A 25,283-nucleotide genomic window follows, 5' to 3' on the forward strand; every position below is an offset into this window, starting at 1 on the left:
TGGTTTCGTGAGAACGAGGAGGCACGCGGCGTGAAGGCGGTCGCTCCCTGGGTCCGCACCCGGCTGCGCGCTGCGCCCGGCCCCACCGCGGCGACGGGCCTCCTGGTCCTCGTCACCGCGTTCCTGGCCACGGCGTTCCCCCGGGCGATGGACACATACGAGGGCGAGGGTCTGCGGCGGGAGATCCGTACGGCGGAGGCCGACGCCCGGACCGTCGGGCTGACGGTCGGCACCCCCACCGAGGGCACCCCGGCCGAACGGGTCGAGGGCCTGTCCGCCGAGCGGCTGGCCCAGCGGTACCGCACCGTCCTCCAGGGCATGCCGCAGCCGCTGCGGCCCGACCGGGAGCAGTCGTCGTACGGCGCGCGCACCGTCAAGCCCCACCCGGCGCTGGACGACTGGATTCCGCGGCTGGACGGCGGCGCGACGGTCTTCACCGCGTCCGCGCAGGCGGACCTCGCCCGGAACGCGAAGCTCCGCTCGGGGCGGCTGCCCGCGCCGACGCAGACCGGACCGGCCGCCCGTTCCGTCGAGGCCGTCGTGACCTCGGCGACGGCCAAAATCTTGAAGATCGAGGCCGGTTCGACGGTCCACCTGGAACGGAAGGGGAACGGGGCACCGCTCGCGGTCCGGGTGACCGGTGTGGTGGAGCCGCTGCGGCCGGACTCGGGCTACTGGGCGTACGAGCCAGTGCTGCGCGCCCCGGTCCAGCTCCGCACCTCCGGCGTCCCGCCGCTTCCGTACTGGCACGGCGCGCTGCTGCTGCCCCCGCAGGCCGCACCCGCGCTGCTGGGCCTCGGCCCGGACTCGGAGGCGTACTGGCGGATCGGTACCGACCCCGGCGGGCTCACCGCCGGGGACCGTTCCGCGCTGCGCTCCGCCGTGGCGTCGGTGGAGAGCGGCCCCGCGCTCAGCGCGCTGCGCGACACCGTCGATCCGGAACTCGCCGCCCAGTCCGGCCTGGACGGGGTGCTGATCCGCTACGACGACGCCCTGAAGGCGATCGGTCCGGTGGTCGCGGTCGCCGCGTTCGGCGCCGCGACGGTCATGGCCGTGGTGCTGCTGATGGCCGGGGGGCTGGCGGCGGCCCGGCGGCACAGCGAGCTGACGCTGCTGCGGTCCCGGGGCGGTTCGCTCACCGGGATCGCGGGACGGCTGCTCGCGGAGGTCGCCGTTCCGGCGTTGCCCGCCGCGGCGGCGGGCGCGGCCCTGGCCTGGCTGCTCGTCCCCGAGGGCCGGGCGCTGCCCGCGCTGCTCGCGGCGGGCGCGGTCGCGCTGACCGGGTGTGCCGCGCTGCCGCTGCGCGCCGTCGCGCTGCACCGCCGGGCCCGCCTGCACGGCGAACGGGACGATGTCGTCCGTGCCCGCCCCACCCGGCGCCGTACGGTCGTCGAACTGACCGTCCTGGTCCTGGCGGTGGCCTCCGCGTTCGCGCTGCGGCAGCGCGGCACCGGGGTGGACGGCGGTGTCGACCAGTTGATCAGCGCGGCTCCGGTGCTGGTGAGCACGGCGGCGGCGCTGCTGCTCGTCCGGCTGTACCCGCTGCCGCTGCGGCTGCTCGCGCTGCCCCTGGCCCGCGCCCGCGGCCTGCTCGGCTTTCTGGCGCTGGCCCGGGCGGGCCGCTCCCCCGCCACCACGGCGCTGCCGCTGCTGGCGCTGCTGGTGGCGCTGACGACCGCCGCGTTCGGCGGCTCGGTGCTGTCCGGTGTGGACGCGGCCCGGGACCGTGCGGCGCTGCTCGCGGTGGGCGCAGACGCCCAGATCGACGCGGGGGGCGAGGAGTTGCCCGAGGACGCGGCGCGGAAGGTGCGCGCCCTGGACGGGGTACGGGACGTGGTCGCCGTGCGCCGGGAGTTCGACCTCGATCTGCGGGACGGCGGCGGAACGGTCGTGACCCTGTTCGCGGTGGACTCGCAGGCGTACGCGCGGCTCGCCCGTGCCGTCGGGCAGGGCCCGTTCGACCCGGACGACCTCGTCACGGACTCCGGTGCGCTGCCCGCGCTGGTCTCGCCCGATGTGGCCGAGCGGCTGGGCCGCGCCCCGGCGCGGGTCAACACGCCCGACGGGCAGTTCGTGGTGCAGGTGCTGGGGGTGCGCGAGTCCCTGCCCGGCCTGGCGGGCGGCACGTTCGTCGTCGTCGACGCCAAGAGTCTGAACTGGCCGCTGGGCCCCACCACGCTGCTGGTCACCGGCGAGGGTCCGACGCGGTCCGAGCTGCGGGCGGCGGCGGGCGGCGCGGCGCTGGTGGAGCTGCGGAGCACCGAGCGGGCCGCGTTCACCGACGCGCCCGTGCACGGCGGGGCGGAGCGGATCTATGTCGCCGCGGCGGCGACGGGCGCGGGCTACGCCGTGATCGCCGTGCTGCTCTCGCTGCTGCGGGTGGCCCCCGAGCGCACCGCGCTGCTGGCGCGGCTGCGCACCATGGGGCTGACCCGGCGCCAGGGCCGCGGGCTGCTGGTTCTGGAGAATCTGCCGCAGACCCTGCCCGCCGGGGTGGGTGGCGCCCTGGTGGGCTGGGCGGCGATCACGCTGCTCGCCCCGGGCATCGATCTGACCGGTCTGGCCCTGGCCGGGCGGACGGTCCCGGACGCGCTGGGCCGGGTGGAGCTGCGGCCCGACCTCTGGAGTCTGCTGCTGCCCGCGCTGGCCGTGGTGGTGATCGCGGCGGGGGTGGCGGTGCTCCAGTCCTGGGCGGTCACCCGGCGTACGACAACGACCGAGCTGAGGGTGGGAGACACGCGATGACCGAGCCACTGGACCTGCGGGAGCTGGAGCGGCGGGCGGTGGCCGGGCGGGAGCGCCCGGGGTACGGCCACGACGCGTTGATCAGCTGTGACCGGCTGGTGCGCATCTTCACCACGGACGGGGTGGAGGTGCAGGCCCTCCAGGGTCTGGATCTGCTGGTGCGCGGGGGCGAGCTGCTGGCCCTGGTGGGCGCGTCCGGCAGCGGGAAGTCCACGTTGATGAACATCCTCGCGGGTCTCGACGAGCCGACGGCGGGCGCGGCCCGGGTGGCCGGGTGCGATCTGCTGGCGATGGGCGCGAAGGAGCGGCTGCGCTACCGGCGGGAGATCGTGGGTTTTGTCTGGCAGCAGACGGCCCGCAATCTGCTGCCGTATCTGACGGCGGCACAGAACGTGGCGCTGCCGATGCAGTTGCGCGGCCGGGCGGGCGGCGGGCGCCGGGCCCGGACCGAGCGGGTCGAGTCGCTGTTGCGGATGCTGGAGGTCGCGGAGTGCCGGGACCGCCGTCCGGCGCAGATGTCCGGGGGGCAGCAGCAGCGGGTGGCGATCGCGGTGGCGCTGGCGAACGAGCCGTCGGTGCTGCTGGCGGACGAGCCCACGGGTGAACTGGACTCGCACACGGCGGAGCAGATCTTCGCGGCGTTCCGTACCGCCAATGAGGAGCTGGGCACGACGATCGTGATCGTCACCCATGACCAGGCGGTGGCGTCCGAGGTGCGGCGCACGGTGGCGATCCGGGACGGCCGCACGTCCACGGAGATCCTGCGGCGCACGGAGGTGGACTCGACGACGGGGCAGGAGTCCCTGGTGGCGCGCGAGTACGCGATGCTGGACCGGGCCGGGCGGCTCCAGCTCCCCGCGGAGTACACCGAGGCGCTGGGGATGCGGGACCGGGTGCTGCTGGAGCTGGAGCCGGACCATATCGAGATCCGGCCGGACGACAGGGCGGCGGCGCCCGCCGGGGAGGCGGCCGGGGAGTGATCCGGTGGCGCGGCGCGGGCGGCGGTGTGTGCGGCCCGCCCGCACCGGGGCCCCCGGACCGCACGCGCGGACCGGAAGGCGTTCACGGCCCCGAGGACGGCCCCGGGGACGACGTCAGGGACCGGCGCCGGTGGCGCTCAGGGACGCGCCCGAGGGGTCACCCAGGGGGTTCAGGGGCGGCGGACCGAGAGCAGCTCCTCCAGCCGCTCCTCCATGGCCTGCGCGGCCACGAAGAGCAGCTCGTCACCGGCCTCCAGGGTCTCCTCGGGGCTGGGCGTGAGCACCCGGGACCCCCGGATGATCGTGACCAGGGTGGTGTCCGGCGGCCAGGCGACATCCCCGACCTGCGTGCCCCCGAGGCCGGACTCCGGCGGCAGGGTCAGCTCGACGAGGTTGGCGTCGCCGTGGCTGAAGCGCAGCAGCCGGACCAGGTCGCCGACGCTCACCGCCTCCTCCACCAGCGCCGACATCAACCGGGGGGTGGAGACGGCGACATCGACGCCCCACGCCTCGTTGAAGAGCCACTCGTTCTTGGGGTTGTTGACCCGGGCGACCACCCGGGGCACCCCGTACTCGGTCTTGGCGAGCAGGGAGACCACCAGGTTGACCTTGTCGTCGCCGGTGGCGGCGATGACCACATGGCAGCGCTGGAGCGCGGCCTCGTCCAGCGAGGTGATCTCGCAGGCGTCGGCGAGCAGCCACTCCGCCCGGGGCACCCGCTCCACCGAGATCGCCGTCGGCGCCTTGTCGACCAGCAGGACCTCGTGCCCGTTCTCCAGCAGCTCCCCGGCGATGGAACGGCCCACCGCGCCGGCGCCCGCGATAGCGACCCGCATCAGTGACCACCCTCCTCGGGGCCTTCCGCGAAGGCCGCCTCGACCTTCTCGATCTCGTCGGTCCGCATCATCACGTGGACCAGGTCGCCTTCCTGGAGCACGGTCTGCGAGGTGGGCAGGACCGCCTCGCCGAGCCGGGTGAGGAAGGCGACGCGCACCCCGGTCTCGTCCTGGAGCCTGCTGACCTTCTGGCCGATCCAGGCGGGCGAGGTGTGCACCTCGGCGAGCTGCACCGCGCCGCTGGGGTCGCGCCACAGGGGCTCGGCGCCGGACGGCAGCAGCCGGCGCAGCATCTGGTCGGCGGTCCAGCGGACGGTGGCGACGGTCGGGATGCCGAGCCGCTGGTAGACCTCGGCGCGCCGGGGGTCGTAGATCCGGGCGGCCACATTCTCGATGTTGAACATCTCGCGGGCCACCCGGGCGGCGATGATGTTGGAGTTGTCCCCGCTGCTGACGGCGGCGAAGGCCCCCGCCTCCTCGATGCCCGCTTCCCTCAGGGTGTCCTGGTCGAAGCCGACTCCGGTGACCCGGCGTCCGCCGAACGAGGACCCCAGTCGGCGGAAGGCCGTGGGGTCCTGGTCGATCACGGCGACCGTGTGCCCCTGTTGTTCCAGGGTCTGCGCGAGAGCGGCTCCCACTCGCCCGCATCCCATGATGACGATGTGCACGACCGTCCTTCCGGCTGCCACTCAGGCAATTCTTTGCACAGTATTTAACGGTGCTCTGGCTTAAAGGGTCTCAGACCTCGGCCCAAGCTACACATGCTTGGTACGCCTGGGACAGCGGGTATCAGGGGGAGCCCGAGATTCCGCCGGAGCGCGGGGGTGGTGGGTGGGCGCGCCCCTAAACGAACCCTTACGATCCTCTGCGTGTCCAAACTGACCGACCTGCCCAAACGGATTCTGATCGGCAGGGCGCTGCGCAGTGACCGGCTGGGTGAAACGCTGCTTCCGAAGCGCATCGCCCTGCCCGTCTTCGCCTCCGACCCGCTGTCCTCTGTGGCGTACGCGCCCGGTGAAGTACTTCTGGTGCTCTCGATCGCGGGCGCGGCGGCATACCAGTACAGCCCGTGGATCGCCCTGGCCGTGGTGGTGCTGATGTTCACGGTGGTCGCCTCGTACCGCCAGAACGTGCACGCCTATCCGAGCGGTGGCGGCGACTACGAGGTCGCGAACACCAATCTGGGGCCGAAGGCGGGTCTCACCGTGGCCAGCGCCCTGCTCGTCGACTATGTACTGACCGTGGCCGTCTCGATCTCCTCCGGAGTCGAGAACCTGGGCTCCGCGGTGCCGTTCGTGGTCGAGAACAAGGTGCTGTGCGCGGTGGCGATCATTGTGCTGCTGACGCTGATGAATCTGCGCGGAGTCAGGGAATCGGGCAAGCTCTTCGCGATTCCGACCTATGTCTTTGTCGCGAGTGTCTTCGCCATGATCCTCTGGGGTGCCTACCAGGGACTGGTACTGGACACCACGATGAAGGCGCCGACCGCCGATTTCGACATCAAGGCGGAGGAGGCGGGGCTCGCGGGATTCGCGCTGGTCTTTCTGCTGCTGCGCGCCTTCTCCTCGGGATGTGCCGCGCTCACCGGTGTCGAGGCGATCAGCAATGGCGTTCCCGCGTTCCGCAAGCCGAAGTCGAAGAACGCGGCGAGCACGCTGGCGCTCATGGGGCTGCTCGCGGTGACGATGTTCTGCGGGATCATCGGACTGGCACTGGCCACCGATGTGAAGATGGCCGAGGACCCGGCGCACGAGCTGCTCAAGAACGGGGTCCCGGTCGGCGACGGCTATGTGCAGAACCCGGTGATCTCGCAGGTCGCCGCCGCCGTCTTCGGTGACGGCACCTTCTTCTTCGTGCTGCTGGCCGCGGCCACCGCGCTCGTGCTCTTTCTGGCCGCGAACACCGCGTACAACGGATTTCCGCTGCTCGGCTCGATACTGGCGCAGGACCGTTATCTGCCGCGCCAGCTCCACACCCGGGGCGACCGGCTCGCGTTCTCCAACGGCATTGTGGTGCTGTCGGGCGCCGCGGCGCTGCTGGTATGGGTCTACGGCGCGGATTCCACCAAACTGATCCAGCTCTACATCGTCGGTGTCTTCGTCTCCTTCACCCTGAGCCAGACCGGCATGGTGCGGCACTGGAACCGCCATCTGCGGACCGAGAAGAATCCCGCCAAGCGGCGCCATATGATCCGTTCCCGCGCGATCAACGCGTTCGGCGCCTTCTTCACCGGACTGGTCCTGGTGGTCGTTCTCGCCACCAAGTTCACCCATGGGGCGTGGGTGGCCCTGCTGGGCATGGTGATCTTCTACGCGGTGATGAGCGCGATCCGCCGCCACTACGACCGGGTGGCCGAGGAGATCTCCGCCCCCGACGAGCCGAGCGACGACAGCGTCCGGCCCTCCCGGGTGCACGCGATCGTGCTGGTCTCCAAGGTCCACCGGCCGACCCTGCGGGCACTGGCGTACGCCAAGCTGATGCGGGTGGACAAGCTGGAGGCGCTCTCCATCAATGTCGACCCGTCGGAGACCAAGGCGCTGCGGGCGGAGTGGGAGCGGCGCGGGATCAATGTGCCGCTGAAGATCCTGGACTCGCCCTACCGGGAGATCACCCGGCCGGTGGTCGACTATGTGAAGGGGCTGCGCCGGGAGAGTCCGCGCGACGTGGTGAGCGTGGTGATCCCGGAGTACGTGGTGGGGCACTGGTACGAGCATCTGCTGCACAACCAGAGCGCGCTGCGGCTCAAGGGGCGGCTGCTGTTCACCCCCGGGGTGATGGTGACCTCCGTCCCCTATCAGCTCGTCTCCTCCGAGAAGGCCCGCAAGCGGGCCCGCAAGCGCCAGAACTGGGTGGCGCCGGGGTCGGTGCGGCGGGGTCTGGTGGACGAGCGTCCCCGGGACCGGGAGCCCGCCGGGGAGTGAGGGCCGGGTCCCGCCCCGCCCGGAAGCAGCCCGGGTCCCGCCCCGCCAGGGGCCGGAGCCGCCGGGGAGTGGGGGCCCGGCGGGGAACGTAGACTGGTGGGCTGATCCCCTTGCTGGTCCCAGCAGCGGCCCCACCCCGACGTACGGAGTCACCCCACCATGCAGAACGCGTCCGCTTCCGCCCCGGTCTCCCTGATCGGGCAGGAGTACGAGGTGACGGTGGGCCCCGTCGCCCACGGCGGGCACTGCATCGCCCGGACCGAGGAGGGCCGGGTGCTCTTCGTCCGGCACACCCTGCCCGGGGAGCGGGTGATCGCCCGGATCACCGAGGGCGACGACGACTCCCGTTTCCTGCGGGCCGACGCGGTGCGGATCGTCGAGGCCGCGAAGGACCGGATCGAGGCCCCCTGCCCCTTCTCCGGCCCCGGCCGGTGCGGCGGCTGCGACTGGCAGCATGTGAAGCCGGGCGTCCAGCGCCGTTTCAAGGGCGAGGTGATCGCCGAGCAGCTCCGGCGGCTGGCCGGGCTCACCCCCGAGGAGGCCGGGTGGGACGGGACCGTCGTCCCCGCCCCCGGGGACAAGCTGCCCGCCGGTGAGGTGCCCGCGTGGCGCACCCGGGTGCAGTACGCGATCGACGCGGAGGGCCGCGCGGGGCTGCGCAAGCACCGTTCGCACGAGGTGGAGCCCGTCGACCACTGCATGATCGCGGCGCCCGGCGTCAGCGAGCTGGGCGTCGAGCGGCGGACCTGGCCGCAGCTCGCGAGCGTCGAGGCGATCGCGGCCACCGGCTCCGGCGACCGCCAGGTCGTCCTCACCCCCGTTCCCGGCGGCCGGCTCCCCCTGGTCGAGCTGGACAAGCCGGTCTCGGTCCTCCGCGTCGACGAGCGCGACGACTCGGTGCACCGCGTCCACGGCCGCGGCTTCGTCCGGGAGCGCGCGGACGGCCGTACCTACCGCGTCGGCGCAGGCGGCTTCTGGCAGGTCCACCCGCAGGCCGCGGACACCCTGGTGAAGGCTGTGATGCAGGGCCTGATGCCCCGCAAGGGCGAGACCGCCCTCGACCTCTACTGCGGCGTCGGCCTCTTCGCGGGCGCCATCGCCGAACGCGTCGGCGACGAGGGCGCCGTCCTCGGCATCGAGTCCTCCAAGCGCGCCGTCGAGGACGCCCGCCACAACCTCCGCGACCTGGAGCGCGTCCGCATCGAACAGGGCAAGGTCGAACAGGTGCTCCCCCGCACCCGGATCACCTCCACCGACCTGATCGTCCTCGACCCCCCGCGCGCCGGCGCCGGCAAGCGCACCGTCACCCACCTCGCCTCCCTCGCCGCCCGCCGCATCGCCTACGTCGCCTGCGACCCCGCCGCCCTCGCCCGCGACCTGGGCTACTTCCGCGAGGCGGGATACCGGCCGCGGACGCTGCGGGCGTTCGACCTCTTCCCGATGACGCACCACGTGGAGTGCGTGGCGATCCTGGAGCCGGTGAAGCCGGAGAAGACGGACGCCTGACCGGTACCGCCACAGGCCCGGCCCGTGCTCAGCCGGCCGCCCCGGTACGGGCGGGCCGGCCCGGGGTGGTGCCCACGATCCGCTTGACGTGGCGGGCGAGGTGCGACCGGTCGTCGAGGCCCGCGGAGGTCGCTGCCTCTGGCGGCGGCTGTCCGTCGGGGAGCAGGGCGGCGGGCCGGGCCGACGCGGCGGGATGTCACGTGCTGGTGGGGTGCGGCGCTGAAGGCGCGGACGAGGTGTGCCGGGTGGGCGTGGAGGAGACGGGCGCCCCCGCGCGGCGGCCGGTGCCCTACCGCCGCGGAGTGATGAAGGTACCGTTCACGACGTATCCGTCCAGCCCGTGGAGTTCGCCGTACGCCATCAGTTCGCTGCTGCGGTTGATGAATCCGCGTCCCGAATAATTGAGCGAGGTATTGCAGAGGACGCTGAATCCGGTCAGTTCACCGAAGGCGGTCAGCAGCTTGGCCATGTCCGGGTTCGCCTTCGGGTCGACGGTCTGGGTGCGGGCCGTTCCGTCGATGTGTGTCACCGCTCGCAGTTCGCTCGTCCCGACCTGGCTGAAGTAGAGCATGTAGGGATCGGGGACCCCGCCGCCGAACCAGCGGCCCGCGTCCTGTTCCAGGCAGATCGGGGCGATGGGGCGGTAGCTCTCGCGTTGCTTGATCTTGTTGAGCCTGACGGTTGTCTCCACGGTGAAGGGGGCGGCCAGGATCGAACGGTTGCCGAGTGCGCGGGGGCCGACCTCCCAGCGGCCCTGTGCCCAGCCGATGATGTTTCCGTCGCGGAGATAGCGGGCGACCTCGTCGTAGCGCACCGGGCGGATGTCGTAGCGCTGCGGGTCGAACTCCATGTCCTCGACGAATTCGCCGCCCGCGTAGACGTCCCAGTCCAGATCGGCCGAGCCGGTGTAGAAGTGCTGGGCGTCGATGGCGGTCCCGATCGCGGAGCCGCTGTCGTTGGGGCACGGCGGGACGAAGACCGCGGGGAAGAGCCCGCACTCGCGCCAGCGGCGGTTCCACTCGCAGTTGAGGCCGCAGCCGCCGGAGATGAGCAGCGGGAGGCCCTCCGTCAGATGCTCCCGGGCGTAGGAGTGGAACCGTTCGAAGATGGCGTCCGACAGGCGGGCGGCGAGGCTCTTGTACGCGGATGACTCCACGCCGATGTTGTAGAAGGGGGAGTCGGTCATCCGGTCCTTCAGGCTGCCGGTGATGACCTCCTTCTGACCGAGGATGATGTCGATGGCCTCCTGTTCCACCGGAGTCGCCGGCCGGTCCTCGGCGAATCCGGCCAGGGCCATCTGCTTGCCCGCGTCCTGGAAGCGGACGAATTCCTGTTGCGCGCTGAACTTCGGGTCCGCGAGCGCGAAGCCGTAGGAGTACTTGTTGCCCGGGTAGTTGAGCACCTCTTTGAGATGGGTCACCCTGCCGTGCTCGTCGATGCGGTAGAACGAGCCGATGTTCCCCTCCCACACCAGGCTGTAGAAGGGCTGGTCGCGGCGGAGCGCCGACATCCCGTAGGAGGTCATGATGTGGGATCGCTCATGGGTGGAGGAGAAGGCGCGCACGGCCTTCCCGAAGAACCGGCCCGCCTCGTCCGATATCGCGGACTCGCCCACTCCGTAGTACCCGGCGCGCGAGGGCTGGTCGGTGGCCTGGGTCCCTTTGATCCAGCCGCTCATGGCGACGACGTCCGGCTGTTTTCCGAGCCGGTCCGCCGCCACGGCGAACACCTCGGCGGTCAGGCCGCTGTAGCGGAGGAACGAGTCCTTCTCGGCCTCCAGGGAGAAGAGCAGCTTGCCGTCCTCGACGGCCGCGATCGCCCCGTCATGGCCTTCCTTGAGGGAAAGAATCAGCATGGTGGTCCGTTTCTCTGGGGGTTTCCGACCCGCGGACGGATGGACGCCGGAGTCAGACGGGGTCGGGGGCGGGGTCCGGGTCGAGGGCGGCGCCGGACGGGGCGGAGAGGGCTTCCACGGCGAGCCGGTGCAACCGCGGGTTGGCGCAGAGGGCGCCGGTGCCGCCCTGGGGCGAGGCGCCCAGGAGGTCGGTACAGACACCCCCGGCCTCCTCCACGAGGATCTGCACCGCGGTGATGTCCCAGGGGTTCACGACCGGTTCGGCCGCGATGTCGAGCGTTCCCTCGGCGACCATGCAGTGCTGGAGGAAGTCCCCGAAGGCGCGGTCCTCCCAGCACGCTTCGGCCAGGCGCAGATACGCCTCCCGTGAGTGGAAGACGTCCCAGGTGCGGGTACTGGTGGTGGACAGATAGGCATGGGCGAGGCGGGTGGTGCCGGAGACCCGCAGGGGCACGGGGTCGCGGTCGGGCGACCCGCGCCGCAGCCAGGCGCCCCGTTCGGCCGCCGCCCACCAGCGGCTGTGCAGGGCGGGGGCGCTGATCACACCGACGGTGGGACGGCCGCCCTCCAGCAGGGCGATCAGGGTGGCCCAGACCGGTACCCCGCGCAGAAAGTTCTTGGTGCCGTCGATGGGGTCGACCATCCAGGTGCGCCCGGCCGTGGCGGAGCCGCCGGTCTCCTCCCCGGCGAAGGCGTCGTCCGGGCGGGCTGATCCCAGTGCCTCGCGTACGGCCGCTTCGACGGCGGTGTCCGCGTCGGTCACGGGCGTACGGTCCGGCTTCTCCTCGACGCGCAGATCGCGGGCGCGGAAGCGGCGGCTGGTGATGCCGTCGGCGATATCGGCGAGTCGCAGGGCCAGTTCGAGATCGGACTGTTGTGACATGGGGCGCCTCACTGCACACAGGGTGGGTTCGGGGGTGGGGGCGGGGCCCCGGCGGTCCGGGCGGAGCGCCGGGGGCCGCCGGATCACTTCGGGTGCAGTTCGAGCATGTAGTACTCCATGACACGTACTTCCTCGATCCGGCGTACGCTGCGCAGCAGTTCGACCCGCAGGCCCGTTTGCTCGGCGACGGCGTCGAGGCGTTCGCGGTCCCCGAGGTCGGCCGTGCCCAGCAGCAGTCTGCCGCCGTCGGCCAGATGCTCATGGGCTCCGGCGAGATACCGGGCCTGGCCCCGGTAGCCCGGGTCGAAGACGGCGGTGTGCAGATCGGTGGAGAGCGCGTAGCCGTCCTCCACATAGGTCCAGGGCACGTTCCAGAAGATCGTGTCGAAGCGGTCCGTGGGCGCAAGCGCCGTGTACATGTCGCTGTGGAGGGCGCGTACCCGGTCGCTCACACCGTGCCGCTCGGCGTTGGCGACCGTGTTGGCAATGGCCTTCTCGTTGATGTCGAGCGCGGTGACGGAGGTGCAGCCGCTGAGCGCGGCCGTCACGGCGATGACGCCCGTACCGCAGCCGACCTCCAGGAACGAGCCGCCCTCGGGGTAGGGCACCATCGAGGCCAGCACCTCGGTGGCGGCGCTCAGGGTGCTGGGCCAGACACCCCGGTGCAGGCTCCACTCCCGTCCCAGCAGGGTGAAGGAGTCCGGCAGGTCGTCACCGACGAGGGCGTGCCGGAGGGTCCGGGCCACGGTCTCGGGGTCTTCCTTGAACGTCATGGTCACGTCCTCTTCGGTGGGGTCGGTCATCGGGACGGGTCAAACGGGTGGGACGGGTCGGCCGCGTACCGCGCGAGCGCTCCGCGGTGACGGCCGATCTTGCGGAAGGCTTCGGCGTACTGGTCGATGAGTGTTCTGTCCCCGGGCCAGTCGGTGAAGGTGGGCAGGGACAGCGCGTGCCGTTCGACGTGCTCGGCGTGCGATCCGGCCTGGGGCGCGACGCCTTTCTTCGGTGTTCCGGGGAAGAGGGGGTTCTCCGGGCGGGCGTAGAGCGGCAGGGTCGACAGCCGGGGGCCGGAGGGGGCGCCCACCTCCATGCCTTCGGCGCGCAGTGCCTCGATGAGCACGGAGCGCGGGACGCCGCCCAGCGCCTCGGGCCGGTAGAGCGGTTTGTAGCCGTACCAGGCGCCCATGTCGACGTGGTCGGCGATGTGCACCGGCTCCAGATAGTCCACGTCGGCGAGGTGTTCGCCGAGGTGGCGCAGACAGCGGTGCCGGGCCTCCTTGCGGGCCGGGAACGCCGCGAGCGCGTGCCGGGCGACGATGGCGTTGAACGGGGACATGCGCAGCTTGAGCCCGAAGCCGGTGACCCAGTGGGCCCGCAGGTCCTCGTCGAGGACGCTGTCCCGGGAGCGGTCCCGGTAGTGCCCAAGGAGTGTGGCGCGGTCGTGGACCTGGGGGTCGCTGGTGACGAGGATGCCGCCCTCCCCCGCGTAGACGGCCTTGTTGGCCTGGAGGGAGAAGACCGCGGCGTCGCCGAAGGTGCCGACGGGCCTGCCCTTGTACCGGCTGCCATGGGCGTGGGAGCAGTCCTCCAGGACGCGCAGCCCGTGCCGCTCGGCGATCCGCAGGATCTCGTCCATGTCGCAGGGGTGGCCCCACTGGTGGACGACGGTGACGACCTTGGTGTGCTCGGTGATCGCGGCTTGGAGCGCCTTGGGGTCCAGGCCGCGGGTGTCGGGGTCGATGTCGGCGAGGACCACATCGCCGCGGAGCGCGAAGACGGGGCTCAGCGCCGCGTGGTAGGTGAGCGCCGGTCCCACGACGTCCACGCCGTCCCGCACCCCGAGGGCGAAGTAGGCGGCGAGGAGGGCGCTGGTGCCGGAGTTGAAGGTGACCGCGAAGCGGGCTCCGCCGTCGAGGAAGGCGAGGAAGTCGGCCTCAAGCCGGCCGATGGGACCGCTGTTGCCCTTGATGGAGATGTCGGTGTTCCGCTGCTCGGCCAGTTCGGACAGCTCCGCCCGGTCGGCGGGGGGCGGCCAGACCTCGTGTGGCAGGGGCTGTTCGATGGCGGGTGCTCCTCCGAGGAGGGCGAGGCGTTCGGCGGTGGTCATGTGTCCTTCCGGTATGGGGCGGTGGGGCCGCGGGGTCAGGCACACCGGTCGGCGAGCGCGTTCCGCTCCGGTGACCGGTCCCGGTAGATCCCGTCGATCGTGCGGACGGCGGCGAGTTGGCGCCGGAAGTGCTCCTGCCGGTAGGAGCGGTCGTCCAGATGCCCCAGATGGTGGGCGATCATCGACCGCACGGCGTCGGTCTTGGGGCCTTCCCAGACATAGCGCTCCAGCGGCAGCCCGCCGACGGAGTGCAGGGTGGCGGCCCCGGGGGTGACGTTCAACGCGCCTTCGGTGCCGAGCACGCAGAGGTGTTCGGTCTTCTCGTGGTGGTGGCGCGATATCCGCAGGGAGCCCACCAGACCCGTTGAGGGATAGCTGCACATGAGGCCGACGAGATCCTCCAGTCGGCGATCCCGCGTCTCCCGGTATTGGTGCACGAAGGCGGAGTGCACCCGTAAGGGTTCGGGTTCGGGGAACATTCCGCTGAGTACGTCGATGAGGTGGTAGCCCATGTCGAGGAGCACCCCGCCCATCGCCTGCTCCCGGGAGGCGCGCCACCCCGTCGTCGGATGGGCCAGGTTGAAGTGGTAGTCGTAGGAGAACCAGTAGGGATCCCCGATCCGCGCGAGGTTCTCCCGGGCGAACCGGAACACGGGGTTGAAGTTCCGTTGCAGCAGGGTGAGGACGCCGCGGTCGGCGCGTTGTGCCTGGTGTATCAGTTGCCGGGCTTCGTGCTCGGTGACGGCGAACGGCTTCTCCTTGACGACATGGCTGCCGTGTGCCAGGAGTTGTGAGCAGACCGGGAAGTGCTCGTTGTGCGGGACGGTGACCACCGCGGCGTCGAAGTCGACTTTCGCGAGTGCTTCACCGAGGACATCGTAATGGGGGAATCCCCACTCGTCGGCGAGTGACGTTGCCGCGGGGGCGGGGTCGACACCGGCGACGACATCCGCGGTCTCCCGCACGATCGGCAGATACTCTTTTCCTTGGTGCCCGGCGAATCCGACCATCAGTACTCGCGGTCGCGGACGCGCGTTCTTCAACCCGTCACTGGGCATGCGAAATATCCTCTCGCGCAGGATTGTTTGAGGATGGCGCGGGCGGCCGGGAAAGTTCGTCGAGATCCGGATCGGGCTCTTGGCGCGGACGGCTCAGGGAGTTCTGTTTCTCTTCCCTGCGGCATCGGCGAGCCAGCTGTGTGCCGCGGTCACGACGTCCTTGATGAAGGTGCTTCCGCTGCGCTGCGCGTTCTCGTCGAGCAACGAGAGTCCGTCGGCCGCTATCCAGGCGAACTCGGTGTGCTTGTCCCGTTCGAGTTCCGGCGACGAGAGGTCGCCGTCCACCTCGACGACATAGTCCGACTCGATGTGCCGGAGTCCGTCCGCCGTCCACTCCTCGTGCGCCACCCGGGCGAGAACGCGGCGCAGCCGCCACCCGGTCTCCTCCGCTATTTCCCGGCGGAGTGCCTCCTGGGGGGATTCCCCCTCTTCCACGGCTCCGCCGACGACGTCCCAGCACTCGGGGAAGAGACGCCTGTCGGCCGAGCGCCGCTGGACGAAGATCCGGTCGTGCGGGTCGCGGATCAGCGCGCCCACCACCTGCCGGGGTTCGGGCACCTCGGTCGCCCCGGCCACGTCAGCCGTTCACCGGATGCCGACCACGCCTGAAGCCGTATGTCTTCTTTCACGGAACCAGCCGACCATTCTTCCCTCATTTCACCGGCACACAGAACTCGCATGCATGATGCATCGGGCAAAATTCGCGCAGAGTCGAACAGCATGAACAGCAACGTCGACGCGGTCCGGATTCCCATCGGATCGCGATGATTGTCGGGCCTACGTTTCCACCCTGAACATTACCTGGGCAGCCCCGGATGAACAGGAGTTCGCACCAGGGCTTCGGACGCCTCAACTCATCCTTGACAGAAAGCCACATCACATGCTGACGCATATGCCACGACAGGTGCCGGGTGTCCGATCGGGCACGAACACCCGGGCGACCTGCGCCGATCCATGCGCGCCGACGGCTCGCCCTGCCCGTTTCACGGACGACGGGACTTCTCGTCGCCCTGCCCCTGAGCGACCACTTTCCGCCACGGCCGATCGTTTCGCGAGGGAATATGTTGGCCAGATTGGCCGCCCCATCATGGCTCAATGGTGTCGCTCGGTGACTGACTGGCCCGCGCTCCTCCCGGCGGCGGCCCGGGGACGGGCCCTCCGTTCACGGGCGGCGGGCGACCAGGAAGACATAGCCGACCTGCGGGAGCGCGCCGAACAGGGGCAGGGAGCGGGTGGAGTTGAAGAACTCGTAGTGGGGGTCGTCGGCGGAGGGGGCGACATCGGCGAAGGCATCGGCGAACGCCTGATAGGTGCGCCGGACGTGCTCCCCGATGTCGGTGAACTCCACCACCTCCAGACCGGCGCGGTCGAGGGCGGTGCGCAACTCCTCCGGTTCGGGCAGCGCGGGGGACTGGAACGCCCGGCTCGTCCGGCGGACGATCTCCGCGGCCTCCCCGGTCACCGGCGACCGGACCAGCACATCGGTGATGACCAGCGGGCTGCCGGGGCGCAGGGTCCGGGCGATCTCGGTGAGGGCGGCGGTCCGGTCGCCGATGTGCATCATGGACTCGATCGCCCAGGCACCGTCGAAGGATTCCGCCGCGAAGGGCAGCGCGCGGGCGTCCGCGTACCGGAAGTCCACCCGGTCGGCGAGCGCGGCGGCTTCCGCCCGGGTGCGGGCGAGTTCGATGTCCTGGTCGCTCACCGAGACACCCGACACCTGGGCGCCGGTGGCCCGGGCGATCCGCAGGGCGGGCCGCCCGGTTCCGCAGCCGACGTCCAGCAGACGGTGACCGGGCGCGGCGGCCAGCCGCTCCGCCACCAGGTCGGTGAGCCGGTCGGTGGCCTGGTTGAGCGAGCGGTCGTCCGCGGCGCTGTCCCAGTAGCCGACGTGGATGTTCCCGTCGACGTCGGCGCCGACGGCGCCGTCCACGGTCTCGGTGTGTTCGTCATGGAGCCGGTCGGCGTCCGGTGACGACGGGGCGGTGCGGTGCGCGGACGGGTCGTTGGTCATCGAGGTCTCCCGGGCGTGAGGGTGTGTCAGCGGGTGACGCGTGCGGCGGCGGAGGGACCCGGCTGCCGCATGGTGCCGAGTGAGCGGTCAGGGGCTTCCCGGACGGACGCGTCGTCCTGGTCCGGGTGGACGACCGTGGGCACGGGGGCGTGCGGCTGGGCGGAGGGGCACCGTGCGTCCGCCGTCCGCCGCAGGGGGCTCCGGTGGGAGTCGGCGACGGTGCGCATGCCCCCGGCGGTCATCCTCGCCGTTCCGATGAGGGCTCCGCCGAGCGGTCCACCGCCCTGCCGGGGCCGGGCGGAATGCCCTGGAGGCGTCTGCCGTGGGGCCTCTCCGGGCGGTGTCGGACGGTGACGGTGGACATCGAGCGACCATTGTCCTGGAGGACATGGGCTCCGTCCAGGGTGCCCCGAGGGGGAGCCGGTCGGAACGGGGGTGTGCCGCGGGGCCCCCCGTGCCGTCCGGCGGACCCCGGCGGTCGGGGCGTGGCGCTCGTCCTCGGCCGAGCGGCCCGGAACACCGGCCGGTCGCCGGGCGGCTCCAGACGCAGCCCGTGGACGGGCGGCCGTCGACGGGCGGCCGGACAGCGTCCGTAGTGGACGGCGGGCGAGCGGGACGCCCTACCGGTCGTCGCCGGTGGGCGGCTCGGCGGCGTCCCCGCGAGGAGAGAAGGCCCGCCCGGGCGGCGCGGGTCGCCCTTCTGGAGCCGCTCGGCACCCGTGTCCGCAGCCGTCGATAACCTGACAGTCGGTGTGCGTCCGCACACCGGTGAGAAGGGGGTCAGGGGACATGAGCACCATCGACGCGGGCCCGGTCGGCCACCGCGTTTCCATCGTGGACGAGGACCCGCTGCGGGCCCGGAAGGAAGCGCGCGAGCTGCTCGCGGCGCTCGCCCCCGCGGAGCCGCGGGCGGCGCTCGTCCTGCCCGGCCGGACCGCGGGAAGCGGCGGCGACAAGGGCGGGTCAGTCACGGATCTGATCGGAGTGGTGTTCAGCGGAGGGGCCCTCGCTGCCGCGGGTGTCCAGATCTGGCTGGCCCGGGTACCGCAGCGGACGGTCGTCGTGACCCGGTCCGACGGGGCGACGCTGCGCATCACGGGCAGGGAGGCCCGTGCCGACGAGGAACGGATCGAACGCTTCCTCCGGGGCGCCCCCGACCCGGCCGACACGGACGGGCCGGACGGGCCGGACACGAACGGACCGGACGCGGCGTGAGCGAGAACGACCGGTACGCCATGCTCGTCGGCGTCTCCACGTACGACAGCGACCACTATCACGACCTCCCGCCCGTACGGGCCGACCTGCACTACATGCAGGCGGTGCTGGAGAGCACCGAGATCGGGATGTACAACGAGTGCGCGATGGTGCCCGAGCCGACCCGGGCCGAGATGCTGCACGCCATCGAGGAGTTCCTGGAGGCACGGCAGCCCAGTGAGACCGCCCTGCTCTACTTCAGCGGGCACGGGGAGTTCTGCGAGGCCGACGGTCAGTTGTACTTCCTCACCCGGGACGCCGACCCGGAGGACCTGCCGGGCACCGCCGTGCCCGCCGAGTTCCTGGAGCGGATGCTCCAGTCCTGCCGGGCCTCCTCCAAGGTCGTCCTGCTGGACTGCTGTTCCAGCGGCTCCGTCGTCCAGGGCTGGACCGCCAAGGGCGGCACGGACCCGGGCGAGCGGTCCGCGCCCAGCACCCTGCTGAGGCCCACCGGCGTGTACTTCATCACCGCGTCCGACGCGCTCCAGGCGGCCTCGGCGATGGCGCCCGCGGGATCGACCCTCGGCACCTCCCGTTTCACGGGGGAGATCGTGGAGGGGCTGCGGAACGGGCGGATCAAGGACAGCGGATGGATCACCCCGGACGACCTCTTCGAGTATCTGACCGCCCAGATGGTGCGCAAGGGGGTGCCGCAGGAGCAGCGGCCGACCAAGTCCACGATCCGGGCGACGCACTCCCTGCCCCTGGCACGCTCCGTGGCCCGGTCCGTGCATCTGCCCGACCCGCCGCACGAAGAGGCCGGGACCGCCCGCCCCGCCGCCCTGCTCAGCGCCCGTCTGCTGGCCGAGCAGGACGCCCGCGACGGCGTCGACCCGCAGCGGCTCCTGCGGTACTACGCCCGCTGTCTGGGCGCCCAGGCGATGTCCGGCATGCTGCCCGACCGGGACAACGGCCGCGACTCCGCGTACTTCCTGCTGGGCCAGGGGGCGGAGACCGTGCAGTCCGGCCTCGGCCCCGGGCTGCCCGCGCCCGGGCGACTGCGCGCGCCGGAGAACACCGCGGAGCAGCCGGACCGGCCGGGCCTCCAGGAGTACTGGTACGGATATCCGGCCGTGACACTGCCCGAGCGCGGCGGGAACGGCCGCCGACGGGCCGCGGTGCGCATCGCGCCGCTGCTGATCCAGCCGATGGAACTCATCCCTGATGAGAACGGCCGCGGCAGGCTGCGGTCCAGTGGGGTCCCGGCCCTGCACACGGGTGTGGTGACGGAACTGCTCGCGGACGACGCCGCCGCCGAACTGCTCGCCGACTGGCAGCCGACCTGGCAGGAGGGCAACGGGGCCCAGATGGTCAAGGCCGTACGGGAGCTGTTGACGCGGCTGGGGCTGTCGGAGCTGGAGCCGCTCGACCTGTCCGCGCTGAACGAGCGGTCCGCGATGGACTCGCTGCGGTCCGGAGCGCACAACGCCGCCGTCCTGCTGACGCCCTCGGGCCTGGAACGGCACGCGACCGAAGCGCTCGTGGACAATCTGCTCCAGATGTCCGCACGCACCGGGCAGATCCCCGGTACGGCACTGCACGCGCTCCTGACCGGCGACGGCGGCGATCAGGCGGACCCGCCGCCGGTGGTGGTGGCTCCGGGGCCCTGCAACGAGAGCCAGGAACAGGTGGTCGTCTCGGCGATGACCCGGCCGCTCACGGTCTCGACGGGACCACCCGGCACCGGGAAGAGCGAGGTGGTGACCGCGGTGGTCACCACGGCGGTCGCCGCCGGGCAGTCGGTGCTCGTCGCGTCGACGAACAACGAGGCCGTGGATGTGGTGGCCGAGCGCTGCGACGCGATCTCACCGGGGCTGCTCATGCGGACGGGCAACGCCGCCGCGCGGGAGCGTGAGGCCGCGAAGCTGGAGGGGCTGCTGACCCGGCCAGCCGAGGCGCCCGGCCGCAGTTCGGAGACCGTCGCCGGTGAGGTGCGCGCCCTGCGCACCCGGGCCGAGGCGCTGCGCGCGACAGCGGCACACCTGGTCGAGGAGGAGACACGGCTTCTGGAGCTGCTGCGGGAGAGGGACCGGCGGTCAAAGGAGCTCGGGCTGCCGGCCGGCCTCCTCGCGGAGGTCTGGGCCGACGGCGCGGTCACAGCCCTCGCCCGGTGGGAGGAGCGGGCCCGGAGGGCCGCCGGTGCCGGCCGGTTCGCCTTCGGCAGGTGGCGCAGGGAGCGGGCGCTGTCGGCCCTCGTCGCGTCCACGGCGGGCACCCCGGCGGCCCCCTGGCCCGCCTGGGCGGCACAGCGGCCCGCCCCGTCCGAGCTGCTGCTCGCCCTGGCGGAGGCCGTGGCGGTGGAGCGGTCCGTACGGGAACTCGTACCGGAGTGCCTCGACCGGGACGAGGAGGGGCTGAGGCGGGCGCGTCTGGAGAGTGCCGCCGGGCTGTCGGGGGCATCCGGTGAGCTGTCCAGGGCGGTGGCCGCCGAGGCCATGGTGCGCGGCCGTTCGCTGATGAACCAGCGGCTCCAGACGCTGCGGCAGCGCTTCGGTGTTCAGAAGAGCCAGCGGAATCTGATGGCGCACGTGAAGGGGTGGGCCATCAGCACCCACTCGGTGCGTCAGCTCGAACTGGCCCCGAAACTCTTCGACCTGGTCGTGATCGACGAGGCGAGCCAGTGCTCCATTCCCTCGGTGCTGCCCCTGCTGTTCCGGGCGGAGCGGGCTCTGATCATCGGTGATCCCATGCAGCTCGGACACATTCCGGGGATCACCGCACAGCAGGAGCGGCAGGCACGTGAGCAGTCGGGACTGAGCGCGGCGCTGCTGGAGGATCACCGGCTCGCCTACCATGTGCACTCCTCCTATCAGGCTGCCGCACAGCACGGTGAAGCGGCGCTGCTGCTCGATGAGCACTACCGGTGCCATCCGGCGATCGCGGATGTGGTCAACGGCTACTGCTACGCGGGCCAGTTGCAGGTACTGACCGATGTCCGCAGGCAGGCCCCGGCCGTCGATCCGGCGGGAGCGATGGACCCGGCCCCGGTGCTGGGGTGGGTGGACGTACCGCACGGCGAGTCCGTGCCGGGCTCCGACGGCCGGTCCTGGCGCAACGCGGAGGAGGCCCGGCGGGTGCGGGCCACCGTGGACGAGCTGCTCGCGCGGCTGCCCGAGCAGGCGACCGTCGGGGTGGTCACACCGTTCCGCGGCCAGAAGCAGGAGCTGGCCCGCGTATGGGCCGACGACAGCCGGGTACGGGTCGGCACCGTGCACGCGTTCCAGGGCGGGCAGCGCGATGTGATGGTGCTGAGCCCGGTGGCCACGGAGAACACCCCGCCCCGTACGACGCACTGGGTGGCGAGCCAGGTCAATCTGTGGAACGTGGCCGTCACCCGGGCCAGGTCGCAGTTGATCACCGTGGGGAGCCATGCTTTCTGGCAGGGCCAGGCGGGCCTGCCGGCGCTGCTCGCGGAGCGGTCCGCCGTGCTGGGCGCGGGGGCTCCTGCCGATCACGGCTCGTCGCGCGGGTGGTCGCCGACCCGCTTCCGCGAGGAACTCGGCGACCGGCTCCAGGAGTACCTCGGCCGCCGCGGCATCGCCGATCTTGAGCGTGCGGCCGTGGTCGGCGGGCACACCGTGGATCTGCTCTTCACTCGGGACGGGGTGAACACGGCGGTCCTCATCGACACCGGGCCCGCGTACCGCCAGGACCCGGCCCGTCATCTGCGGCTGACGCACGCGCGCTGCGACCTGCTGACCGGGCTGCCCTCCGGGGGCTCCGGGGCGAAGGCGGGGCCGGTGGAACGGGTCGTCCGGGTGCCGGCCTGGCGGATTCTGGGCGGTGACGCGATGGTGGAGCCGCTGTTCGGCTGATGCGCGGCGGACGGTGCCGTCGGCCCGGAAGACGACGTTCCAGACGATAGGGACGGGGCCCCGGAGAGTCCGGGGCCCCGTCCGGCCGTCAGCGGGTCGCTGTCAGAGAGGTCGGAAGGCCGGAGAGGCAGGTCAGAGAGGCAGCGTCAGAGGGTCGGGGTCAGCGGCGGAGGAGCCCAGCGGTCGAGGCGGGGTTTGGCGGAGGTGACGCCGTACTCGTTCTTGAGCTGTTCCGGGATGGCGTACTGCATGACGCGGCCACGGGTCAGCGCGCTGAGTTCGAAGACGCTGGTGAAGTGGCCGAGGCGGTCGAGGGCCCAGGCGGCGAAGGGGGAGTTGTCCTCCAGGGTCTCCAGGACGCCGAGGAAGGCTGGGGCGGTGCGGATGGCGGAGTCCCAGAGGGGGGAGCGGGGGACGTCGAGCCAGTCGGCCGCGGTGTCGCCGATGAGGTAGCGGATCATCGCCGGGACGACCGGGTCGAAGACGGTGCCGGGGACGACCTCCTCGTACAGGTCGATGAGCTGGCGGGTGAGGCGGACGCCCTCCTCGGAGGGGCCCATGTGGCGGCTGAGGTAGAGGTCGGAGAAGAGCCGGGCCTCCTCCAGGTCCTTGGGCATGTGGTCGAGGGAGCAGCCGAGCATCGCGCCGACGACCCGCCAGGCGTAGTAGAAGGCGTCGGCGCCCTCGTTGGACATATGGATGCCGAGGCGGTGCATCGCGTCGAGGACCATGAGGGAGAACGCCACCTGCCCGCCGATCATGTCTTCCTGGCAGATCGGCGTGCCCAGGTTCGCGACGTCCCAGCGGTTCTCCTGCCGCAGATGGTGGCGGATCGAGGCGTGCAGCAGCCGTACCTTCTGGGCGGCGGGGATGAAGCGGCTTCCCGTCTCGAAGGCGTCCGGGCGCATGAGGTAGACGGTGAACTGGCCGGTCTCCGCCATCCGCCGGGAGGGGTAGTCCAGCGCGTGGGTCGCGGCGAGCAGCTTCGCGACATGCGGAATGACATAGCAGGCGGGCATGGAGGCGAAGGACAGCGCGGTCGAGATGTGCACATTGTTGTCGATGAAGAAGAGCCGGGCCCGCTCCATCTCGCCCCAGTCCACCCAGGACGGCGGCATCGACGTGGCTTCGAGGTATTCACGGGCGACGTCCGGCAGCCCGTCGGGGAGGTCCTGTCCGGCGGTCGAGAACCACCGCATCAGGGTGTTGAACTTCCCCATCTCCCCGCGGGCGAACAGCTCCGCGACCGTGGCGTCCGCCAGTTCGTCGCCGACCTCCCGCAGGGAGTCGAGGGTTTCCTCCGTGTAGACGGGGGCGGCGGGCGCGGGCCCGGCCGTCGGGTCGGCTCCGGTGGTGGTCATGGGCTGTGCTTCCTCTCGGACGGGACAGGGCGGGACGGGACGGGATGCGACGGAACGGGAGGGGACGGGAGGGGACGCGAGGGCTCGGACGGGGTCAGTGGGAACGGGCCAGGGAGCGGCGGGCGAGTGTGTGCAGGGCCTCGGCGGCGTGCGCCGGCAGCAGGCCCGTCCGGTGTGCCGTGTCCACCGCCCGGGCCGCCGTCTCCGCGCGGGTGGCGATCAGCCGTTCGACCTCCTCCCGGGCGCCGGTCCGCACGGCGATCTCGCGGAACCGGGCGAGCCGCCCGGGCACGGCGTCCGGTCGCGGGTCCAGCAGGGCGCGCAGCTCCTGCCGTTCGGCGTCGCTCGCCCGCTGCCGCATCAGCGCCAGCAGGACGGTCGGCTTGGCCCCGGTGATGTCGTCGAGGTTGGACTTGCCGGTGGTGTCCGGCTCCCCGAAGACGCCCAGCAGATCGTCCCGGAGCTGGAACGCCTCGCCGAGCGGAACTCCGTAGGCGGTGAACGTGTCGAGCAGCGCGGGCGGCGCGCCGCCCAGCAGGGCGCCGATGTGCAGCGGGTGCTCCACGGTGTACTTCGCCGTCTTGTACCGGACGATCTGGAGGGAGCTGTCGGCACCCACCGGGGTCCGTCCGTCCGGGCCTTCCGGGCCGTCCAGCACGCTCGGGCCGGTGCGCAGGACCTCCAGGCACTCCCCCGCGATCAGCTCCCGGGCGAGTGTGGCCCACAGGGGGCGGGCCCGGTTGAGATACGCGCCCGGCAGCCCGCACTCGGTGAAGAGCTGTCCCGACCAGGAGATCAGCAGATCCCCGGCGAGCAGGGCCAGGGCCCGTCCGGCGGCGCTCCGTGCGGCGTCGTCACCTACCGCCCGGCCGGGCGGTACGAGGGCCCGGTGGGCGGTGGGCGAGCCGTGGCGCACCGCGCTGTGGTCGATGAGGTCGTCGTGGACGACCGCGGCGGCGTGCACCAGCTCCATGGCGGCGGCGGCCCGGACGATGTCGTCGGTGTCGTCCCGTCCCGCCGCGCGCCAGCCCCAGTAGCAGAAGGCCGCCCGCAGTCTCTTGCCCCGGGCGACGACCGCCCGGAGCTGTTCGCCGACGGGCCCCAGCTCGGGGTCCACCGCCTCCAGCAGCGCGGTCTCGTCGCGGGCGAAGGTCGCCAGCGCGCGGTCCACCCGGACCTTGAGCGTGTCGAGGGCCGAGGGGGCGGCGGTGGCGGGGCCGTGACCGGGCGGCGGCGTCCGCCGTCCGGGCCCCGGACCCGGCCCCGGCCCCGGTCTCGCGGGGGTGAAGGGCCCGGTCGCCGCCGCGCGCGGTGTCTTCGCCGTACCGGGCCCGGCCGCCGCGGGCGGAGTGTCCGGCGCGGGCGCCGTACCGGGCCCGGCCGCGGAAAGCGGAGTACCCGGCTCCGCCGTCATCGCTGTCATCGGTCCGGCTGCCCGGGCTCGGTGACCGGCGTCCCGGCGCCGCCCTGCCGGGCACGGGCGCGTTCCTGTTCCCGTTCCCGGACCCGCCGCGCCACCAGCTCCATATGCGGTTCCGACGAGGCGACACGCGCCGGTTGCAGACCGCTGTTACGGCCCCGGGCCACGAGGTCCCGCCGTACGTCGGCCGCCAGATCCCCCAGGTCGGACCGGCTCAACAGGGCGCGGACCCGGCGCAGCGCCCCCTCGGCCTGCTCCAGCGCCATGTCCACGGCCCCCGCCACCAGCAGGACCGCCTCGTCCGAACGCCGGTTCGCATCCGGTCCGGCCTCATGTCCCTGTGCCATCTCTCCCCGATCCAGGGTCGGTTGTATTCCTGGTCGGGCCTGCCCCCATGGTCGCGACGCCATGCGGAAAGTCATCCGATCGAATGTTCCTACCGCACTCCGCCCACCGGTTCGCCGAGCCCTCTGCTAGAGGATGTGGCCTGCGCTCCCCCGCCGCGCGGACCCCGGACCTCACCCCCGG

At 72.0% G+C, this 25,283-nt stretch carries 19 protein-coding genes and 1 pseudogene; 6 read left to right on the forward strand and 14 right to left on the reverse strand.

Annotated features, from left to right (window positions below):
* Positions 1-30: 30 nt before the first annotated feature.
* Both CRV15_RS04660 and CRV15_RS04665 read left to right on the forward strand, forming a co-directional pair.
* Positions 31-2,745: an FtsX-like permease family protein gene (locus tag CRV15_RS04660; RefSeq protein ID WP_009997778.1), complete on the forward strand. Its 2,715-nt coding sequence runs from the start codon at positions 31-33 to the stop codon at positions 2,743-2,745.
* Entirely contained in the window at positions 2,742-3,725 is a 984-nt protein-coding gene (locus tag CRV15_RS04665) for an ATP-binding cassette domain-containing protein (protein ID WP_003957351.1), read from the forward strand. Before CRV15_RS04660 ends, CRV15_RS04665 begins: the two co-directional genes overlap by 4 nt.
* Positions 3,726-3,895: 170 nt before the next feature.
* On the opposite strand, the gene CRV15_RS04670 is transcribed toward CRV15_RS04665, so the two are convergent.
* Both CRV15_RS04670 and CRV15_RS04675 read right to left on the reverse strand, forming a co-directional pair.
* Positions 3,896-4,561, reverse strand: coding sequence for a potassium channel family protein (locus CRV15_RS04670; protein WP_003962158.1), 666 nt, complete (start codon positions 4,559-4,561; stop codon positions 3,896-3,898).
* Positions 4,561-5,229, reverse strand: a complete 669-nt coding sequence (locus CRV15_RS04675; protein ID WP_003957347.1) for a potassium channel family protein — start codon at positions 5,227-5,229, stop codon at positions 4,561-4,563. Before CRV15_RS04675 ends, CRV15_RS04670 begins: the two co-directional genes overlap by 1 nt.
* Before the next feature lie 201 nt (positions 5,230-5,430).
* Between CRV15_RS04675 and CRV15_RS04680 the strand changes: the two genes are divergently transcribed.
* Together CRV15_RS04680 and CRV15_RS04685 are read left to right on the forward strand one after the other, a co-directional pair.
* Positions 5,431-7,482, forward strand: coding sequence for an APC family permease (locus tag CRV15_RS04680; RefSeq protein WP_003957346.1), 2,052 nt, complete (start codon positions 5,431-5,433; stop codon positions 7,480-7,482).
* A 159-nt stretch (positions 7,483-7,641) separates the two neighbouring features.
* Positions 7,642-8,988 (forward strand): class I SAM-dependent RNA methyltransferase, encoded by a 1,347-nt coding sequence (locus tag CRV15_RS04685; RefSeq protein WP_003957345.1) that lies wholly within the window; start codon positions 7,642-7,644, stop codon positions 8,986-8,988.
* A 28-nt stretch (positions 8,989-9,016) separates the two neighbouring features.
* On the opposite strand, the pseudogene CRV15_RS36580 reads toward CRV15_RS04685, so the two are convergent.
* From CRV15_RS36580 to CRV15_RS04730, 9 genes and pseudogenes are all read right to left on the reverse strand, one after another.
* A pseudogene (locus CRV15_RS36580) lies at positions 9,017-9,254 on the reverse strand (helix-turn-helix domain-containing protein); the annotation flags it as partial.
* A gap of 23 nt (positions 9,255-9,277) precedes the next feature.
* Positions 9,278-10,843, reverse strand: coding sequence for a carbamoyltransferase C-terminal domain-containing protein (locus CRV15_RS04695; protein ID WP_003957342.1), 1,566 nt, complete (start codon positions 10,841-10,843; stop codon positions 9,278-9,280).
* A gap of 52 nt (positions 10,844-10,895) precedes the next feature.
* Entirely contained in the window at positions 10,896-11,726 is an 831-nt protein-coding gene (gene hisN / locus CRV15_RS04700; protein WP_003957341.1) for a histidinol-phosphatase, read from the reverse strand.
* An 83-nt stretch (positions 11,727-11,809) separates the two neighbouring features.
* On the reverse strand, positions 11,810-12,499 hold the full coding sequence (locus CRV15_RS04705) for a methyltransferase (protein WP_003957340.1): 690 nt from the start codon (positions 12,497-12,499) through the stop codon (positions 11,810-11,812).
* 26 nt (positions 12,500-12,525) lie between these two features.
* A complete protein-coding gene (locus CRV15_RS04710) occupies positions 12,526-13,833 on the reverse strand; it encodes a DegT/DnrJ/EryC1/StrS aminotransferase family protein (protein ID WP_003957338.1) in 1,308 nt (435 codons plus the stop codon).
* A gap of 35 nt (positions 13,834-13,868) precedes the next feature.
* Complete coding sequence (locus CRV15_RS04715) at positions 13,869-14,891, reverse strand: Gfo/Idh/MocA family protein (protein ID WP_003962153.1); 1,023 nt, start codon at positions 14,889-14,891, stop codon at positions 13,869-13,871.
* 93 nt (positions 14,892-14,984) lie between these two features.
* Positions 14,985-15,467, reverse strand: a complete 483-nt coding sequence (locus CRV15_RS04720; protein ID WP_003957336.1) for an NUDIX hydrolase — start codon at positions 15,465-15,467, stop codon at positions 14,985-14,987.
* Between the two features lie 586 nt (positions 15,468-16,053).
* Positions 16,054-16,905: an SAM-dependent methyltransferase gene (locus tag CRV15_RS04725; RefSeq protein WP_003957335.1), complete on the reverse strand. Its 852-nt coding sequence runs from the start codon at positions 16,903-16,905 to the stop codon at positions 16,054-16,056.
* Between the two features lie 26 nt (positions 16,906-16,931).
* Complete coding sequence (locus tag CRV15_RS04730) at positions 16,932-17,132, reverse strand: hypothetical protein (RefSeq protein ID WP_230864174.1); 201 nt, start codon at positions 17,130-17,132, stop codon at positions 16,932-16,934.
* A 562-nt stretch (positions 17,133-17,694) separates the two neighbouring features.
* Here CRV15_RS04730 and CRV15_RS04735 point away from each other — a divergent pair.
* Together CRV15_RS04735 and CRV15_RS04740 are read left to right on the forward strand one after the other, a co-directional pair.
* Positions 17,695-18,120 (forward strand): effector-associated constant component EACC1, encoded by a 426-nt coding sequence (locus CRV15_RS04735; RefSeq protein ID WP_003962152.1) that lies wholly within the window; start codon positions 17,695-17,697, stop codon positions 18,118-18,120.
* Positions 18,117-21,974 carry a caspase, EACC1-associated type gene (locus CRV15_RS04740; RefSeq protein ID WP_009997774.1) on the forward strand — a complete coding sequence of 1,286 codons (3,858 nt, stop codon included), beginning with the start codon at positions 18,117-18,119 and terminating at the stop codon, positions 21,972-21,974. The genes CRV15_RS04735 and CRV15_RS04740 overlap by 4 nt, the downstream gene beginning before the upstream one ends.
* Before the next feature lie 146 nt (positions 21,975-22,120).
* Here CRV15_RS04740 and CRV15_RS04745 read toward each other — a convergent pair whose 3' ends face one another.
* The 3 genes from CRV15_RS04745 to CRV15_RS04755 all read right to left on the reverse strand — a co-directional run bounded on the left by CRV15_RS04745 (position 22,121) and on the right by CRV15_RS04755 (position 25,102).
* Positions 22,121-23,335 (reverse strand): oxygenase MpaB family protein, encoded by a 1,215-nt coding sequence (locus tag CRV15_RS04745; RefSeq protein ID WP_003957330.1) that lies wholly within the window; start codon positions 23,333-23,335, stop codon positions 22,121-22,123.
* 94 nt (positions 23,336-23,429) lie between these two features.
* Positions 23,430-24,749, reverse strand: a complete 1,320-nt coding sequence (locus CRV15_RS04750) for a polyprenyl synthetase family protein (protein ID WP_003957329.1) — start codon at positions 24,747-24,749, stop codon at positions 23,430-23,432.
* Positions 24,750-24,754: 5 nt separating this feature from the next.
* Positions 24,755-25,102 carry a hypothetical protein gene (locus CRV15_RS04755; protein WP_003957327.1) on the reverse strand — a complete coding sequence of 116 codons (348 nt, stop codon included), beginning with the start codon at positions 25,100-25,102 and terminating at the stop codon, positions 24,755-24,757.
* Positions 25,103-25,283 lie beyond the last annotated feature (181 nt).

Origin of the sequence: Streptomyces clavuligerus (assembly GCF_005519465.1) — a bacterium.
Classification (GTDB): Bacteria; Actinomycetota; Actinomycetes; order Streptomycetales; family Streptomycetaceae; genus Streptomyces; species Streptomyces clavuligerus.

Coding starts and splice junctions, on each gene's coding strand:
- CRV15_RS04665 (WP_003957351.1), top strand. CDS start 2,742: ATGACCGAGCCACTGGACCTGCGGGAGCTGGAGCGGCGGGCGGTGGCC.
- CRV15_RS04670 (WP_003962158.1), bottom strand. CDS start 4,561: ATGCGGGTCGCTATCGCGGGCGCCGGCGCGGTGGGCCGTTCCATCGCC.
- CRV15_RS04685 (WP_003957345.1), top strand. CDS start 7,642: ATGCAGAACGCGTCCGCTTCCGCCCCGGTCTCCCTGATCGGGCAGGAG.
- CRV15_RS04695 (WP_003957342.1), bottom strand. CDS start 10,843: ATGCTGATTCTTTCCCTCAAGGAAGGCCATGACGGGGCGATCGCGGCC.
- hisN (WP_003957341.1), bottom strand. CDS start 11,726: ATGTCACAACAGTCCGATCTCGAACTGGCCCTGCGACTCGCCGATATC.
- CRV15_RS04705 (WP_003957340.1), bottom strand. CDS start 12,499: ATGACGTTCAAGGAAGACCCCGAGACCGTGGCCCGGACCCTCCGGCAC.
- CRV15_RS04710 (WP_003957338.1), bottom strand. CDS start 13,833: ATGACCACCGCCGAACGCCTCGCCCTCCTCGGAGGAGCACCCGCCATC.
- CRV15_RS04715 (WP_003962153.1), bottom strand. CDS start 14,891: ATGCCCAGTGACGGGTTGAAGAACGCGCGTCCGCGACCGCGAGTACTG.
- CRV15_RS04725 (WP_003957335.1), bottom strand. CDS start 16,905: ATGACCAACGACCCGTCCGCGCACCGCACCGCCCCGTCGTCACCGGAC.
- CRV15_RS04730 (WP_230864174.1), bottom strand. CDS start 17,132: ATGCGCACCGTCGCCGACTCCCACCGGAGCCCCCTGCGGCGGACGGCG.
- CRV15_RS04735 (WP_003962152.1), top strand. CDS start 17,695: ATGAGCACCATCGACGCGGGCCCGGTCGGCCACCGCGTTTCCATCGTG.
- CRV15_RS04745 (WP_003957330.1), bottom strand. CDS start 23,335: ATGACCACCACCGGAGCCGACCCGACGGCCGGGCCCGCGCCCGCCGCC.
- CRV15_RS04750 (WP_003957329.1), bottom strand. CDS start 24,749: ATGACGGCGGAGCCGGGTACTCCGCTTTCCGCGGCCGGGCCCGGTACG.
- CRV15_RS04755 (WP_003957327.1), bottom strand. CDS start 25,102: ATGGCACAGGGACATGAGGCCGGACCGGATGCGAACCGGCGTTCGGAC.